Origin of the sequence: Aquipseudomonas ullengensis (assembly GCF_014174475.1) — a bacterium.
Classification (GTDB): domain Bacteria; phylum Pseudomonadota; class Gammaproteobacteria; order Pseudomonadales; family Pseudomonadaceae; genus Aquipseudomonas; species Aquipseudomonas ullengensis.
On the sequence record NZ_JACJUD010000001.1, the window covers coordinates 395407 to 410783 of the forward strand.

14 protein-coding genes are annotated in these 15377 nt (G+C 65.4%); 3 read left to right on the forward strand and 11 right to left on the reverse strand.

The features are described 5' to 3' along the window. Positions 1 to 95 precede the first annotated feature (95 nt). The 7 genes from hflX to H3H51_RS01770 all read right to left on the reverse strand — a co-directional run bounded on the left by hflX (position 96) and on the right by H3H51_RS01770 (position 8068). The gene (gene hflX, locus H3H51_RS01740) at positions 96 to 1397 is read right to left on the reverse strand and encodes a ribosome rescue GTPase HflX (RefSeq protein WP_183087291.1); all 1302 of its coding nucleotides are present in this window, start codon (positions 1395 to 1397) and stop codon (positions 96 to 98) included. Positions 1398 to 1409: 12 nt separating this feature from the next. Next, positions 1410 to 1664, reverse strand: coding sequence for an RNA chaperone Hfq (hfq, locus tag H3H51_RS01745; protein ID WP_183087292.1), 255 nt, complete (start codon positions 1662 to 1664; stop codon positions 1410 to 1412). Between the two features lie 104 nt (positions 1665 to 1768). Next, positions 1769 to 2737: a tRNA (adenosine(37)-N6)-dimethylallyltransferase MiaA gene (miaA, locus tag H3H51_RS01750; protein ID WP_183088009.1), complete on the reverse strand. Its 969-nt coding sequence runs from the start codon at positions 2735 to 2737 to the stop codon at positions 1769 to 1771. 34 nt (positions 2738 to 2771) lie between these two features. After that, on the reverse strand, positions 2772 to 4649 hold the full coding sequence (mutL, locus tag H3H51_RS01755; RefSeq protein ID WP_183087293.1) for a DNA mismatch repair endonuclease MutL: 1878 nt from the start codon (positions 4647 to 4649) through the stop codon (positions 2772 to 2774). After that, complete coding sequence (locus tag H3H51_RS01760) at positions 4646 to 6109, reverse strand: N-acetylmuramoyl-L-alanine amidase (RefSeq protein ID WP_183087294.1); 1464 nt, start codon at positions 6107 to 6109, stop codon at positions 4646 to 4648. The genes mutL and H3H51_RS01760 overlap by 4 nt, the downstream gene beginning before the upstream one ends. A 16-nt stretch (positions 6110 to 6125) precedes the next feature. Then, on the reverse strand, positions 6126 to 6581 hold the full coding sequence (gene tsaE, locus H3H51_RS01765; RefSeq protein WP_183087295.1) for a tRNA (adenosine(37)-N6)-threonylcarbamoyltransferase complex ATPase subunit type 1 TsaE: 456 nt from the start codon (positions 6579 to 6581) through the stop codon (positions 6126 to 6128). Beyond that, the gene (locus tag H3H51_RS01770) at positions 6569 to 8068 is read right to left on the reverse strand and encodes an NAD(P)H-hydrate dehydratase (protein WP_220790800.1); all 1500 of its coding nucleotides are present in this window, start codon (positions 8066 to 8068) and stop codon (positions 6569 to 6571) included. The genes tsaE and H3H51_RS01770 overlap by 13 nt, the downstream gene beginning before the upstream one ends. Positions 8069 to 8132: 64 nt before the next feature. On the opposite strand from H3H51_RS01770, the gene queG reads away from it, so the two are divergent. Then, positions 8133 to 9197: a tRNA epoxyqueuosine(34) reductase QueG gene (gene queG / locus H3H51_RS01775; protein ID WP_183087296.1), complete on the forward strand. Its 1065-nt coding sequence runs from the start codon at positions 8133 to 8135 to the stop codon at positions 9195 to 9197. A gap of 70 nt (positions 9198 to 9267) precedes the next feature. Here queG and orn read toward each other — a convergent pair whose 3' ends face one another. Then, the gene (gene orn / locus H3H51_RS01780; RefSeq protein WP_183087297.1) at positions 9268 to 9813 is read right to left on the reverse strand and encodes an oligoribonuclease; all 546 of its coding nucleotides are present in this window, start codon (positions 9811 to 9813) and stop codon (positions 9268 to 9270) included. 38 nt (positions 9814 to 9851) lie between these two features. After that, positions 9852 to 10622 (reverse strand): class I SAM-dependent methyltransferase, encoded by a 771-nt coding sequence (locus H3H51_RS01785; RefSeq protein ID WP_183087298.1) that lies wholly within the window; start codon positions 10620 to 10622, stop codon positions 9852 to 9854. Between the two features lie 104 nt (positions 10623 to 10726). Between H3H51_RS01785 and rsgA the strand changes: the two genes are divergently transcribed. Beyond that, positions 10727 to 11758, forward strand: a complete 1032-nt coding sequence (rsgA, locus tag H3H51_RS01790; RefSeq protein WP_183087299.1) for a small ribosomal subunit biogenesis GTPase RsgA — start codon at positions 10727 to 10729, stop codon at positions 11756 to 11758. A 61-nt stretch (positions 11759 to 11819) separates the two neighbouring features. Here rsgA and motB read toward each other — a convergent pair whose 3' ends face one another. Then, on the reverse strand, positions 11820 to 12869 hold the full coding sequence (gene motB / locus H3H51_RS01795) for a flagellar motor protein MotB (RefSeq protein ID WP_183087300.1): 1050 nt from the start codon (positions 12867 to 12869) through the stop codon (positions 11820 to 11822). A 5-nt stretch (positions 12870 to 12874) separates the two neighbouring features. Beyond that, positions 12875 to 13726, reverse strand: coding sequence for a flagellar motor stator protein MotA (motA, locus tag H3H51_RS01800; protein WP_183087301.1), 852 nt, complete (start codon positions 13724 to 13726; stop codon positions 12875 to 12877). Between the two features lie 120 nt (positions 13727 to 13846). Between motA and H3H51_RS01805 the strand changes: the two genes are divergently transcribed. After that, on the forward strand, positions 13847 to 15367 hold the full coding sequence (locus H3H51_RS01805; protein ID WP_183087302.1) for an HDOD domain-containing protein: 1521 nt from the start codon (positions 13847 to 13849) through the stop codon (positions 15365 to 15367). Positions 15368 to 15377 lie beyond the last annotated feature (10 nt).

The following is a 15377-nucleotide window of genomic DNA, read 5'->3' on the forward strand; positions in this document are numbered from 1 at the left end:
GCGCTCTCCATCTGATAAAGCAAAGACGCGCCCACGGCGCGCCGGCCCATGCTACAGAATGCCTGCCGTCCGCCGCAAAAGCGACGGTGCGGGCTTTATTGCAAAGTGTGTTGCGCGAGGAATTCCTGCGGCTGCATACCTTCGCGACTGACCAGCCGATTCAGCTCGACACGCGGCAAGCGAATGGCCAACAGCACCGCACCTTCCTCGTCATGCTCCTCGCCCTGTACCGCGTTCAGCGCAAAGAAACCGGCACGCAGCCGGCCCAAGCGTTGCGGTAGGCGCAAGGTGCCGACAAACATGTCTTCGCCGAGCAACTCGGCCACAGCCTGGCGCAACAATTCCATGCCCACGCCATCGCGCGCCGACAGCCAGACCCGCTGCGGCTTGCCGTCTCCATCACGCTGGATCTGTGGCTCAACGCCGTCGAGCAAATCAATCTTGTTATACACCTCGAGCATCGGCAGCTCATTGGCGCCGATTTCGCCGAGCACCGCCATGACCTGCTCGATCTGCTGATCGCGCTCCGGCTCGTGGGCGTCGATGACATGCAGCAACAAGTCCGCATTACTCGACTCTTCCAGCGTGGCGCGAAACGCCTCGACCAGTTTGTGCGGCAGGTGACGGATAAAGCCCACGGTATCAGCCAGCACCACCGGCCCCAGGTCATCCAGCTCAAGCCGGCGCAAGGTCGGATCGAGGGTGGCAAACAGCTGGTCGGCGGCGTAGACCTCGGAAGTGGTCAAGGCATTGAACAAGGTCGATTTACCGGCGTTGGTATAGCCGACCAGCGACACCGAAGGGATATCCGCACGCTTGCGCCCACGGCGCGCCTGCTCGCGCTGACTGCGCACCTTCTCCAGCTTTTGCTTGATCTGGCGAATGCGCACGCGCAACAGACGGCGGTCGGTCTCCAGCTGGGTCTCACCCGGGCCACGCAGGCCGATACCTCCCTTCTGGCGCTCAAGGTGAGTCCAGCCACGCACCAGCCGCGTGCTCATGTGGTCTAGCTGGGCCAGTTCGACCTGCAGCTTGCCCTCATGGGTGCGCGCGCGCTGAGCGAAGATGTCGAGAATCAGACCGGTACGGTCAAGCACCCGGCACTCGAAGGCGCGCTCAAGGTTGCGCTCCTGGCTGGGCGTGAGGGTGTGGTTGAAGATGACCAGATCAGCCGCTTCGGCCTTGACCCGGTCGCGCAGCTCTTCGACCTTGCCGCTGCCGACCAGATACTTGGCGGTCGGCATATGGCGCGACACATTGACGAACGCTACCGCATCCGCACCGGCAGACAACGCCAGCTCGCGGAACTCCTGCGGGTCTTCGCGCGCCTCGGGACTTTGACCTTCCAGGTGAACGAGGATGGCCCGCTCACCACCACCGTGGCGCTCAAAGAACAAGGCAAACTCCCGTCAAATGTTGCCCGGCTCGGCCTGCTCGCCCTCGGTAGCGCTCGGCAGTCGCACTGGACGGCTCGGCACTACAGTAGAAATGGCGTGTTTGTAGACCATCTGGCTGACAGTGTTTTTCAGCAAAATCACGAACTGGTCGAAGGACTCGATCTGGCCTTGCAGCTTGATGCCGTTGACCAGATAGATGGAAACCGGGACGCGTTCCTTACGCAGGGTATTCAGGTAAGGGTCTTGTAGCGAATGCCCTTTTGACATATGCCGCACTCCTGTAGGGGTCAAAAAAGTAGTAATGCAAAAATGGCGTCTTATGCCGAATCAGCCTTGAAAACCAAGGATAGACGGCGAATTGGCGGGCCTCATCACAATATGGTGACCGCCTTAAGGTATTTCAAGGTTCGAGACAGATTGTCATTGGCCTGGCTATCCAGCCATTCCAGCGCCGTCCAGCCACGCAGCCAGGTGAACTGACGCTTGGCCAGCTGGCGTGTGGCGATGATCCCCCGTTCCGCCATGTCCTCGCGGCCGAGGCGCCCTTCCAGGTAATCCCACACCTGGCGGTAGCCCACCGCGCGAATCGACGGCAATCCCGCATGCAGGTCGCCCCGCAGACGTAACGCTTCGACCTCTTCGACGAAGCCCTGTTCCAGCATCAGGTGAAAACGTTGCGCGATACGCGCATGAAGCACCTGTCGCTGCGTCGGAGCTATGGCGAATTGCGCCACAGTATAAGGCAAATGTGCCATTCCCGGGGCCTCTAACCCGCTATTTTGCGCGGCCTGGCGCTGGCGATGGGCCGTCATGCTCTCGCCACTCAGGCGATAGACTTCCAACGCCCGAATCAGCCGCTGCGGGTCATTCGGGTGAATACGCGCAGCCGAGTCGGGATCGACCTCCGCGAGCTCGCGGTGCAGCACATCCCAACCCTCCAGCGCGGCCCGCGCTTCCAGCTCGGCGCGCACTTGCGGGTCGGCGCTGGGCATATCGGCGAGCCCCTCGAGCAATGTCTTGAAATACAACATGGTGCCGCCGACCAGCAGCGGAATGCGCCCGCGCGCAGTGATATCAGCCATCGCCGCCAGGGCATCCGTGCGGAACTCGGCCGCCGAGTAACTTTCGGCCGGATCGCGGATATCGATCAATTGATGCGGATAGCGCTGCAGCGTGGCGCGATCCGGCTTGGCCGTACCAATGTCCATGCCCCGGTAGATCAGCGCCGAATCCACGCTGACCAGCTCGCACGGCAGCGCGTCCGCCAACTCCAGCGCCAGATCGGTCTTGCCGGCGGCGGTCGGGCCCATCAGGAAGATTGCAGGAGGCAATGCAGACATCGGAAACAGGCGCTCCAGGCGCAGGCAGAGCGACTTAGCGACCGCGCAGGAAGAGCTTGTCCAGGTCATCCATGCCGAGCTGGGTCCAGGTCGGGCGACCGTGGTTGCACTGGCCACTGCGCTCGGTCTGCTCCATATCGCGTAGCAGGCCGTTCATTTCCGGCAGGGTCAGGCGCCGATTGGCACGCACCGCGCCGTGGCAGGCCATGGTCGCCAACAGCTCATTGAGGTGGGCCTGGATGCGGTCACTGGTGCCGTATTCGAGCAGATCGGCAAGCACATCACGCACCAGCTGAGTAGCCTCAGCCTGTTTGAGCAGCGCCGGGGTCTGGCGGATAGCCAGGCTTTCCGGGCCGAGACGCTGCAGCTCGAAGCCCAGACGCTGGAACCAGCTACCGTGCTCTTCCGCGCAACCCGCCTCGCGCTGGCTCAGGGCAATGGACTCCGGCACCAGCAGCGGCTGGCCGCGCAGGCCTTCGCTGGCCATGGCGGTTTTCAGGCGTTCGTAAGTAATCCGCTCATGGGCCGCATGCATGTCCACCAGGACCATGCCCTGGGCATTCTCGGCGAGGATATACACCCCCTTGAGCTGGGCCAGGGCATAGCCCAGCGGCGGAATATCGCCCTGGGCCTGAGGCAGCGCAGCAGGGGCCGCCTCACCGAGCGGCGCGAAATACTCGCGATAGGCGCCCTGCGCCTCAGCAGCCGGCAGCGAGGACTCAGTGCGCGGCGCCTGATAGCCCGCCCCGGGCGAGCGCCAGATGGACGACGGTGCCGCCGGCTGCTCAAGCATGTTGGCCGCCAGGCCCATTTCGCCTTGCGGACCGAACTCACCGGCAGCCTGGCCAGTCGGGCGCACCATCTGGCTGACCGCGGCCGGCGCAGCCAGTTGGTCTTCCGGGCGCACTTCGCCAAGAGCGCGATGCAGCGTGCCGTAGAGGAAGTCATGGACCATGCGGCTGTCACGGAAACGCACTTCGTGCTTGGTCGGGTGCACGTTAACGTCGACCACGCTGGGGTCGATTTCGAGGAACAGCACGAAGGTCGGGTGACGGCCGTTGAACAGCACGTCACGGTAGGCCTGGCGCACCGCGTGGGCGACCAGTTTGTCGCGCACCATGCGGCCGTTGACGTAGAAATACTGCAGGTCGGCCTGGCTGCGCGAGAAGGTCGGCAGGCCAACCCAGCCCCACAAACGCAAGCCGCTGCGCTCGATTTCGATCGGCAGCGCCTGCTCGAGGAACGCCGGACCGCATACGCTGGCCACGCGCCGGGCGCGACTGATCTCGTCGGGCGCCTCGTGCAGGGCGAACACCGTCTTGGCGTTATGGCGCAGATGGAAGGCCACGTCGAAGCGGGCCAGAGCCAGGCGCCGGATGACTTCCTGCAGGTGATCGAACTCGGTTTTCTCGGCACGCAGGAACTTGCGCCGCGCCGGGGTATTGAAGAACAGGTCGCGCACTTCCACCGAGGTACCAACCGGATGCGCTGCGGGCTGCACCCGCGCCTCCATGTCGCGGCCTTCGGTTTCTACCTGCCAGGCCTGCTCGGCGTCGGCGGTACGCGAAGTCATGGTCAGACGCGCGACCGAGCTGATCGAGGCCAGGGCCTCACCACGAAAGCCCAGGCTGAGCACGCTTTCCAGATCTTCCAGCTCGCGAATCTTGCTGGTGGCATGGCGCGCCAGGGCCAACGGCAGGTCGTCTGCAGGAATACCACCGCCGTCGTCGCGCACGCGCAGCAGCTTGATGCCACCCTGTTCGACTTCTACGTCGATGCGCCTAGCACCGGCATCCAGGCTGTTTTCCAGCAGCTCCTTGATTACCGAAGCCGGCCGCTCGACCACCTCGCCGGCAGCAATCTGGTTCGCCAGCCGCGGACTCAGCAGCTGGATGCGCGCACCGCCACTCATGGCTGGGCCGCCAGCGCCGTGGCCGGGATGTTCAGGGTCTGGCCGACCTTGATGGTGTCGGTCTTCAGCGCGTTGGCGCTGCGCAGCGCCGACAGGCTGACCTGGTAGCGCTGGGCGATCAGCGCCAGGCTCTCGCCGGAGCTGACCACATGATCACGCGGGCCGGGAGCAATCTTGCCCGAGTCGCGCAGCCAGGCAATGTAAGTGCCCGGCGGTGGATTCTGCTGGAAGAACTGGCGCACGCCGGCCGTGATCGAGCGCGCCAGGGTCTGCTGGTGGCCGCTGCTGGCGAGTTTCTTGGCCTCATTGGGGTTGGAGATGAAACCGGTCTCCACCAGGATCGACGGGATGTCCGGGGATTTCAGCACCATGAAGCCGGCCTGTTCGACCCGGCGCTTGTGCAGCGGAGTGACTCCGCCCACGTGGCTGAGCACCTTCTGCCCGACATTCAGGCTGGACGACAGCGAGGCGGTCATCGACAAGTCGAGCAGTACGCCAGCCAGCATGCGGTCCTTGTCGTCCAGACTGACGTTGCCGGCACCACCGATCAGGTCAGACTGGTTCTCGCTGTCGGCCAGCCAGCGCGCAGTTTCCGAGGTCGCGCCGCGCTCCGACAGGGCAAACACCGAGGCGCCGAACGCGCTGCGGCTCGGCGCGGCGTCGGCGTGAATGGAAACGAACAGGTCGGCGCCCTTCTTGCGGGCGATCTCGGTGCGCTTGCGCAGCGGGATGAAGTAGTCGCCGGTGCGCACCAGCTCGCCGCGGAAGCCCTTCTCGGCATTGATCTGCCGCTGCAGTTCCTTGGCAATGGCCAGGGTCACGTTCTTCTCGAACACGCTGCGATTGGGGCCGAGGGCGCCAGGGTCTTCGCCGCCGTGGCCGGCGTCGATGGCCACCACAATGTCGCGCTTGCCGCCAGGAGCCGGCGGCAGCGTGTTCGGCTGCGGGCTCGGCGTGACGGGCACTACCGGCACCACAGAAGCCTGCGAGGTGCCGCCGAGAGTGGCAGCTGGCGGCGTTACCGGCGCGCTGGGCGAATCATCTGCCGCGCCCTGGTCGTAGAGGTCAACCACCAGGCGGTTGCCGTACTGTTGATTGGGCGCCAGGGTGAAACTCTTCGGCGTGACCATGGCCGACAGGTCGATGACCAGGCGCAGGTCGGTCGGAGTGCGCTGCGCCGAGCGAATGCCGGTGATCGGCGTGTTGCTCAGCGACAGCTTGTCCAGCGGCGCGGACATCTGCGCGCCATTGACGTCGATGACGATGCGATTGGGGGCAGCCAGGGTAAACACGCTGTGTTGCACCGGGCCGGACAGGTCAAACACCAGGCGGGTGTTATCCGGCGCGCGCCACAAGCGCACGCTGCGCACTTCCGTGGCGGCCAGCACATCGGCGGCCAGGGTGGCCAGCACAATTCCGATCCCGCCAAACAGCGCACGCAGGCGCATACCTTTCCCCATTTTTATATACAGACTCTTATAAGGCAGCACACCAAGCTTCAGCACGGGCACTGTGCGGCTGCAACAGCAGCGCACGGCCGGCGCCTTGCGGGCTTATGGTAATGGTCAGGTCGGCCTTTGGCAAAACGCCTGCACCACGCTGCGGCCACTCGATCAGGCAGAGGGCGTCACCGTCGAAGTAATCGCGGATACCGAGAAACTCCAGCTCCTCGGGGTCGGCCAGGCGATACAGGTCGAAGTGAAAGACCCGGCTGGTGCCGATCTCGTAGGGCTCAACCAGGGTGAAGGTCGGGCTTTTCACCGCACCAACATGGCCAAAACCGCGCACGATGCCGCGCGACAGGGTGGTCTTGCCGGCACCCAGATCGCCATGCAGGTAGATGATGCCGCGACCGTCGGTCAGCGTGGCCAACTGCGCCCCAAGCGCCAGCATGGCCTCTTCGCCCTCGGCATACAGAGTTAACGCTGACATGGGCACTGATCCTCTAACAACTGACGAATGGTTGGCAGCAGATCGCTGGCCACCAGGCCGCGCCCGCCTGCACCCAACTGCTGGCCGGCGCTGGCGTGCAGCCAGACGCCCAGCGCAGCAGCCTCGAATGCCGCCAGACCCTGACCGCGCAGGGCGCCGATCAGCCCGGCCAGCACATCTCCCAGGCCGGCGCCGGCCATGGCTGGGTGGCCGCGATCACACAGCAGCAGACGGCCATCCGGCGCAGCGACCAGGCTGCCGGCGCCCTTGAGCACCACCACGGCCTGGTAGCGCTCGGCCAACGCCCGCGCCGCCGCAGGTCGATCGGCCTGGACTGCTGCGTTGCTGCAACCGAGCAGCCGCGCCGCTTCGCCAGGGTGCGGGGTCAGCACGCTGTCGACCGGCAGTTTGACTGCGCCCATCGCCAGCAGGTTGAGTGCATCGGCATCCCACACCTGCGGCCGCGGGCTGGCCGCCGCTGCGCTGAGCAAGCTGCGCGCCCAGGCCTGCTGGCCGAGACCAGGACCGACCACCAGCACATCGGCCTGATCGCACAGGGTCGGCAGCTGATAGGTGGAGTCGGTCGCCGTGCACATCACTTCCGGGCAGCGCGCCAAGCTGGCGCCCACATGCTCGCCGCGCGTCGCCAGCGAGACCAGGCCGGCGCCACTGCGCAAGGCACTCTGCGCCGCCAGCAGCGCCGCGCCGCCGAAGCCACGATCGCCACCAATCACCAACACGTGACCGAACAAGCCCTTGTGCGCGGTACGCGAGCGCGGGGCCAACTGCGGCAGCGCCGCACCCGCCAGGCGCAACGCCGCATAGGGCTGCTGCGCGACCAGCTGCGGATCGGCCTGCAAGTCATCGAACACCAGCTCGCCGACCCAATCCGGCGCATCACCCGTAAACAGGCCGAGCTTGAGACCGATAAAGCTCACAGTCAGATCGGCGCACACGGCGCTCCCCTCGACCTGGCCGGTGTCGGCATGCAGCCCGGACGGAATGTCCACCGCCAGCACGGGCAGGCCAGTGGCGTTGATGCGCTCGATGGCCGCCGCGTATGGCGCGCGCAAGGCGCCGTGAAAACCGGTGCCGAGCAGCGCATCGACCAGCACGCCGCGCAACTCACTGGCATCGCCCAGCGCACTGATCGACACCCCGGCTGCCTGCGCTTCGGCAAAAGCCTGCGCCGCATCGCCGGTCAACTGCCCCGGCTCGCTGACCGTCAGCACTTGCACGGCCCAGCCAGACTTGTGCGCCAGGGCGGCGATCAGATAACCATCACCGGCATTGTTGCCTGCTCCCGCCAGCACGCTGATCGCCCCGGCATCCGGCCAGCGCCGGCGCAGGGCCCGCCAGGCGGCGTGGGCGGCGCGCTGCATCAGCTCGAAACCGGGCGTACCGGCGGCAATCAGGCGCGCATCCAGCTCACGGACCTGGGCGGCGGTGTACAAAGGCGGGGGCAGATCGTCGTGGATTGCAGGCATGGTTCGGCGATTCGGGCTGGGTCTGGCAGAATTATACCCACCTCGCCTGCGGTTTCCCCCTGCCATGCCCAGCAACGCTCTCGATCTCGCCGAACTCGCGCAGTCCATCAAGGACTGGGGACGCGAGCTGGGCTTTCAGCAGGTGGGTATCGCTGACGTGCAGCTGGGCGAGCACGAGCAGCACCTGCAGCGCTGGCTGGACGCCGGCTACCAAGGCGAAATGGACTACATGGCCGCCCACGGCAGCAAGCGCTCGCACCCGGACGAGCTGGTACCGGGCACCCTGCGCGTGGTCTCGCTGCGCATGGATTACCTGCCCGGCGACACGCAGATGGCTGAGCGCCTGGCCCAGCCCGAGCACGCCTACGTCTCGCGCTACGCGCTGGGCCGCGACTACCACAAGCTGATCCGCAAACGCCTGCAGCAACTGGCCGAACGCATCCAGGCGAGCATCGGCCCGTTCGGCTACCGCGCCTTCGTCGACAGCGCACCGGTACTGGAAAAGGCCATCGCAGAAAAAGCCGGGCTCGGCTGGATCGGCAAAAACACCCTGGTACTCAATCGCAAGGCCGGCAGCTGGTTCTTCCTCGGCGAGCTGTTCGTCGACCTGCCGCTGCCGGTGGACGACCCGCACGCCAGCGAACACTGCGGGCGCTGTACGGCCTGCCTGGACATCTGCCCGACCAACGCCTTCGTCGGCCCCTATGTGCTGGACGCGCGGCGCTGCATTTCCTACCTGACCATCGAGCTGAAAGGCGCGATTCCCCTGGAGCTGCGCAGCCTGATCGGCAACCGCGTATTCGGCTGCGACGACTGCCAGATCGTCTGCCCGTGGAACCGTTTCGCCCGCCCCACCAGCCAGGGGGACTTCCAGCCCCGTCATGGGCTGGACAACAGCTCGCTGGCCGAACTGTTCCTATGGAGCGAAGACGAGTTTCTCAGCCGCACCGAAGGCTCGCCGCTGCGCCGCACCGGCTACGAGAACTGGCTGCGCAACCTGGCCGTCGGCCTGGGCAATGCGCCATCGAGCATTCCGGTACTGGAGGCGCTCAAGGCGCGCCGCGAACATTCGTCTGCACTGGTGCGCGAGCATGTCGAGTGGGCGCTGGCGCGCCACGGAGCGCCGTAGGAGCGAGCTCTGCTCGCGAATATTGGCAGCGTAAGGCTTCGCGAGCAGAGCTCGCTCCTACAGGCAGGTATCAGACCTTGAGGAAGTGCTGACGGTAGTGCTTCAGCTCGGCGATCGACTCGCGGATATCGTCCAGGGCCTGGTGGGTGCCCTGCTTCTGGAAGGAGTCCTTGACCTGCGGCGCCCACATGCCAGCGAGGATCTTCAGGGTCGACACGTCCAGGTAACGGTAGTGGAAGTAGGCTTCGAGGTTCTGCATGTACTTGTAGAGGAAGCGCCGATCCTGGCCGATGCTGTTGCCGCAAATCGGCGACGTGCCCTTCGGCACCCACTGTTCGAGAAAGGCGATGGTCTGCGCCTCGGCCTCGGCCGGGCCGACCTTGCTCTCGCGCACACGCTGGGTCAGGCCGCTTTCGCCGTGGGTGCGGGTGTTCCACTCGTCCATGCCGGCCAGCAGCGCGTCGCTCTGGTGCACGGCGATCACCGGGCCCTCGGCAAGAATGTTGAGGTCGCTGTCAGTGACGATGGTGGCCATCTCGATGATGACGTCCGTCTCCGGCTCCAGCCCGGTCATTTCCAGGTCGATCCAGATCAGGTTGTTGGGATTCTGCGGCATGGTCGAAGCTCCTTGGTACGAACCGCCAGTTTAGCCCGTCATAGCCGCCAGAACAGCAGACGCGAAGCGCGCCAGTCATTCAGGGCGATGACCTCCTGCGCTGGCACGTCGGGAATCTCGAAGGTATTGCTGATCAACAGGCTGCCCACCCGCATTTCGCGCCGGGCCTTCTGCCACAGCTCCGGCATCGGCGCCGGCGACAGGAAGCAGTACACCACGTCGTACTGGGTCAACGTCTCGCGCCACAGGCTGCGGTAGCGCACCTGGCAATTGGCATACGGCAGGCAACGCAGCCAGGCGCAAAGAAACACCAGCGGCGCGGTCTCCACCCCATGCAGGCGGGCATTCGGGTAGTCGCGAGCCAGCTGCACCAGGGTGCCACCGAGGCCGCAGCCAAGGTCGATGAAACGGAAATCCGCCGGCAACCCGCTCAGGCTCTCGCTCAGACGCTGGCGGGTGCGCGCGCCGCTGAGGTACAGCGGCACGCGCTCGCGAAAGCTGTTCCAGTTGATCAGCAGCAACACCAGGAAGGCGACGAGGAACCACCAGGCTGGCCACTGCCCCGACTGCAACGCCAGCAGGCCGGGGGCGAAAGCCAGGTTGAGCGGCAGCCACCAGCGTCGCAGCCCCAGCCAATGGCCCAGCGCTGCTGCCAACACGCCTTGCAGCACGACCGCCGCCCAGGGCGTCAGGCGCCAGCCAGCGAACTGCGCCAGAATCAGCACCAGCCCAGCCAGGATGGCCAGCGCCAGGATCTGGGCCAGCAGCGCCAGCAAGGCCGGGTAGCGGGAGCGCAGCAATTCGAACATGACAGCTCGTCGTCGGAAGCAATGGCTGCCGTTGTACCAGTTCCCGCCCGGCCACAGCCAGCCGCGTGCTAAACTCGCGGCCGTTTTCTCCCCCCGGAAAGGTCATGGCCAAACGCCAACTCACCCGCCGCCAGAACTGGCGCATCGACAAAGTTCAGGAAGAGCGTGCTGCCCGCGCCGCCAAGCGTGAATCGCGCATGCTCGAAGAGCTGGAAGGCGGCGACCTCGGCCCGGAGCAAACCGGCCTGGTGATCGCCCACTTCGGCGTCCAGGTCGAGGTCGAGGCGCTGGAAGGCGAACTGGCCGGCCAGGTTCAGCGCTGCCACCTGCGCGCCAACCTGCCCGCCCTGGTTACCGGTGATCGCGTGGTCTGGCGCGCCGGCAACCAGGGCAATGGCGTGATCGTCGCCCAGCTGCCACGCACTTCCGAGCTGTGCCGCCCGGACATGCGCGGCGTGCTCAAGCCGGTGGCCGGCAACGTCGACCTGATCGTCATCGTCTTCGCCCCGCTGCCGCACGCCCACGCCAACCTGATCGACCGTTACCTGATTGCCGCCGAGCACGCAGGCATCCAGCCGCAACTGCTGCTGAACAAGGCTGACCTGGTCGACGAGGAAAACGCCGAGCACCTCAACGGCCTGCTCACGACCTACCGCCAGCTGGGTTACCCGCTGCTGGAAGTGTCGGCCCACGAAGGCGCCGGCATGGATGCGCTACAGAAGCGCCTGGACGGCCACGTCAGTGTGTTCGTCGGCCAGTCCGGGGTCGGCAAGTCCTCGCTGGTCAACAGCCTGCTGCCGGGCGTGGACACCCGCGTCGGGCCGCTGTCGGAAGTCACCGGCAAAGGCACCCACACCACCACCACCGCGCGGTTGTTCCACTTCCCTGGCGGCGGTGAGCTGATCGACTCCCCCGGCATCCGCGAATTCGGCCTCGGCCACGTCAGTCGCGATGATGTGGAAGCCGGCTTCATCGAGTTCCGCGACCTGCTCGGCACCTGCCGCTTTCGCGACTGCAAGCACGACCGCGAACCTGGCTGCGCGCTGATCAAGGCCCTGGAAGACGGGCGCATCCAGCCGCAGCGCATGGCCAGCTACCGGCATATTCTGGCCAGCCTGCCAACCGCCGAGTACTAAACCTCACTACGCAGAAACGACAAGGCCGCGATGATCGCGGCCTTGTGCGTTGTGGGCTGGGCTATTCCTTGGGTTCGTCGAACTTGAGCGCGCCATCCTCGAAGATGTTCAGCTTCTCACGCAGTTCGCGCGACTGCGCCGGCGCATTCGGGTCCGGCGTAGGGGCGGGAGCCGGCAGCCCTTCGATGACAGGAGCCCCTTGCGTACCTGACTCGGCATCACCCGAGCCGCCGACGCCTTGGGAGCCCTCGATGGCGCGCTGGGCCTTCTTGGTCAGGACGATGATATCGATGCGCCGGTTGACCGGATTGAGCGGGTCGTTGCGATCGAACAGGGCCGAGGAGGCATAGCCAACCACCCGCGCCACGCGCTCATCCGGATAACCACCGGCCACCAGCGCACGCCGTGCGGAGTTGGCGCGGTTGGCCGACAGCTCCCAGTTGCCGAATTCGGCCTGGCCGGCGAACGGCTTGGCATCGGTATGGCCGCTGACGCTGATCTTGTTCGGCACTTCCTTGATGGTCTCGGCGAGGATCAGCAGGATGTCCTCGAAATACGGCTGCAGGCGCGCGCTGCCGAGGTCGAACATCGGCCGGTTCTCGGCATCCATGATCTGGATGCGCAGGCCGTCCTGGGTGATCTCGAAGAGAATCTGGTCCTTGAATTTCTGCAGCTGCGGATTCTCGTCGACCTTGGTCTGCAGCTCCTGCAGGAGCATCTCGAGACGCTCTTGCTCAACCTGCTCGGCGAGCTTTTCGGCCTGCTTGGCCTCGAATTGTTCGGGCGTATCTTCGGCGTCGACCGAAGCTTCCTGAGCGTCAGGCGCGTCTTTCATTTCGGGATTGAGGGTGCGATCCGGCGCCGGTGTCGGCGTACCGCCGAGGTCGATGACGTAGGGGCTGGCGCTCTCGGTGTAGCCGATGGGGTCCTGGAAATAGCCAGAAATGGCTTTCTTCTGCTCCGGCGTGGCCGAACTCATCAGCCACATCACCAGGAAGAACGCCATCATCGCGGTGGCGAAGTCGGCGAAGGCAATCTTCCAGGCGCCGCCATGGTGGCCGCCGGCGATCTTCTTGACCCGCTTGACGATGATTGGCTGGTTGTTTTCCATGGCCCTTAGCTACCGCGCATGGCCTGTTCGAGCTCGCTGAAGCTCGGCCGATGCGCCGGGAACAGCACCTTGCGCCCGAACTCCACGGCCAGGGTCGGCGGCATGCCGGAAGCCGACGCCACCAGGGTCGCCTTGATGGCTTCGTACAGGTTCAGCTCTTCCTTGGCATCGTGTCCCAAGGCATCGGCCAGCGGGCCGAAGAAACCGTAGGAGGCCAGGATACCGAGGAAGGTACCGACCAGCGCGGTGCCGACCTTCTCGCCGATCTGCGCGTTATCCGCAGATGCGAGGATCGACATGGTGATCACGATACCCAGTACGGCGGCGACGATACCCATGGCCGGCATGCCGTCCGCCACCTTGGCCACGGCGTGGGAGGGGTGCTCGAGTTCTTCCTTGAGACCATTGAGCTCCATGTCGAACAGGCCTTCCAGCTCATGGGGAGCCATGTTGCCCGAGGACATGATGCGCAGGTAATCGCAGATGAACGCGGTCATGTGCGGATCCTTGAGCACGGCCGGGTACTTGCTGAAGATCGGGCTGGCGTTGGGGTCCTCGACATCCGCCTCGATGGCCATCATGCCTTCGCGACGGCTCTTGTTGAGGATCTCGTAGAGCAGCTTCAGCACCTCCAGGTAGAAGGTATGGGTGAAGCGCGAGCTGAACATCTTCAAGGACTTCTTGAAGACGGTCATGAAGGTGCTGCCCGGGTTCGCCTGGAGGAAGGCACCCAGTGCAGCGCCGCCGATGATCATCACCTCGAAGGGGTGGATCAGCGCCATGAACTTGCCGCCCGACAGAATGAAGCCGCCGAGCACGCTGCCGAATACGACCAAAATGCCGAGGATTTTTGCCATAGGGGGAATGAGCTTAAAAGGTGAGTCGAGAGGGTTATGTAAAACAACCCTTCTATTTATCGGAAGTATTGCGCCAGACTATAGGCAGTAAAGGCGAAAAGCCAGTTTGGCTCAACCTACATGCCCACTCAAAAGCCCGTACCACGCACGCTCGACGGCTGGCTGCAGCAGCTCGATGGCGTTCGCCTGCCGATTGCCAGCAGCCAGCAGGAGCTGGTGCGGCGCTACCTGGTCGACAGCCGCCGCTCGCTGCGCGATATCGCCGAGCAGATCCAGAACAGCCCGGCGATTGCCCTGACCCTGTTGCGCGAAGCCAATCGCAGCAACAGTGGCTTCAGCGAACCGGCCGAAAGCCTGGAGATGGCGCTCAATCGCCTGGGCCTCAAGCGCACCGAGACCCTGCTCGCACAGATGCCGGCGGTGCCCGAAGATGAGCTGCCGCCCGCCCTCGGGCAGCTGCAGCTGATCAGCCTGCACGCCTCGCAGCAGGCCAGCGGCCTGTTTGCCGGCCGCCTGGCGCGGCTGTGGCAGGAAATCCACTGGGGCAGCCTGTTGTTCCTCGCGCCGCTATGGCCCCTGGCGTTTGCTCACCCTGAGCTCTTCGAGGCCTGGGAAGAGCGTGTGTTGCGCCGAGGCGAGCCGGCGGCGCGGGTGGAGCGCGAACTGCTCGGCGTGCCCCTGCTGCAACTGTGCCTGGCACTGGCGCGGCACTGGCGCCTGCCGGAGTGGATCGTCCAGGGTTACCGCCTGCTGGTGGAAGACCGCCGCTTACTGGTCAAGGCCCTGCACCTTGCCCGCGACAACGAACACCCGCTGCACCAGCAGCAACTGCTGGATGCCGACCCCAACCTGCGGCGCTGGCTGACCCTGCCGTCCAACAGCATCCTGCTGGCCAACGGCCTGGCCCTGTCCAGCCACCACAGCTGGGGCTGCCCACACAGCTTGCGCTGGCAGCGCCTGACCGGACTGTACCTGCAGGCCACGGTCGGCGAACTGCAGCAGCTGATCCACCAGCAGGCGGTAGTGAGCGCGCGCCAGCATGCCCAGCCCGGCCTGTGGCATCCGGCCGAAGCCTTGCTCTGGCCCTGGGACGCCTGCCATCTGCAGCCCAAGGCGGCACCCGCCCTGCCGAACAGCGATGCCCTGGCCCAGTGGAAGCAGCAATGCACGCGCCTGCTGGCCGAGCCCTCGGCCTTCGCCAACGTCGTGCAGCTCACCGATGCGGCGCGTCAGGCCCTGCAAGCCGGTGGCATGCCGCGCACCCTGCTGCTGCTGGCCGACCGCAACCACACACGCCTGATCGCCCAGCAGAGCACTGGCCTGCCAGCGGACGCCGCGCAATTGCGCCTCGACCCGGCACACAGCCAGGTCCTGCGCCGCCTGCTCGGGCAAGCCGGACAGCTGCGCCTGACCCCGGCCAATATCGCGCAGTTCTCCGCCCTGCTGCCGGGCAGCCTGAAAGCCCTGTTCCCCAGCGAGCACCTGCTGCTGCGCTCACTGGCCAGCAATGGCCGGGTGGTCATGCTGCTGGTCGCCGATCAGAACGGCGCCCCCTTCAGCGACGCGCAACTGCAGGTGTTCGGCAAGACCGTGCAATGCATCGAGCGCGCCCTGGGCAGCTTCGCCAAGCGCGGCGCCTGAGTCGCGTTTT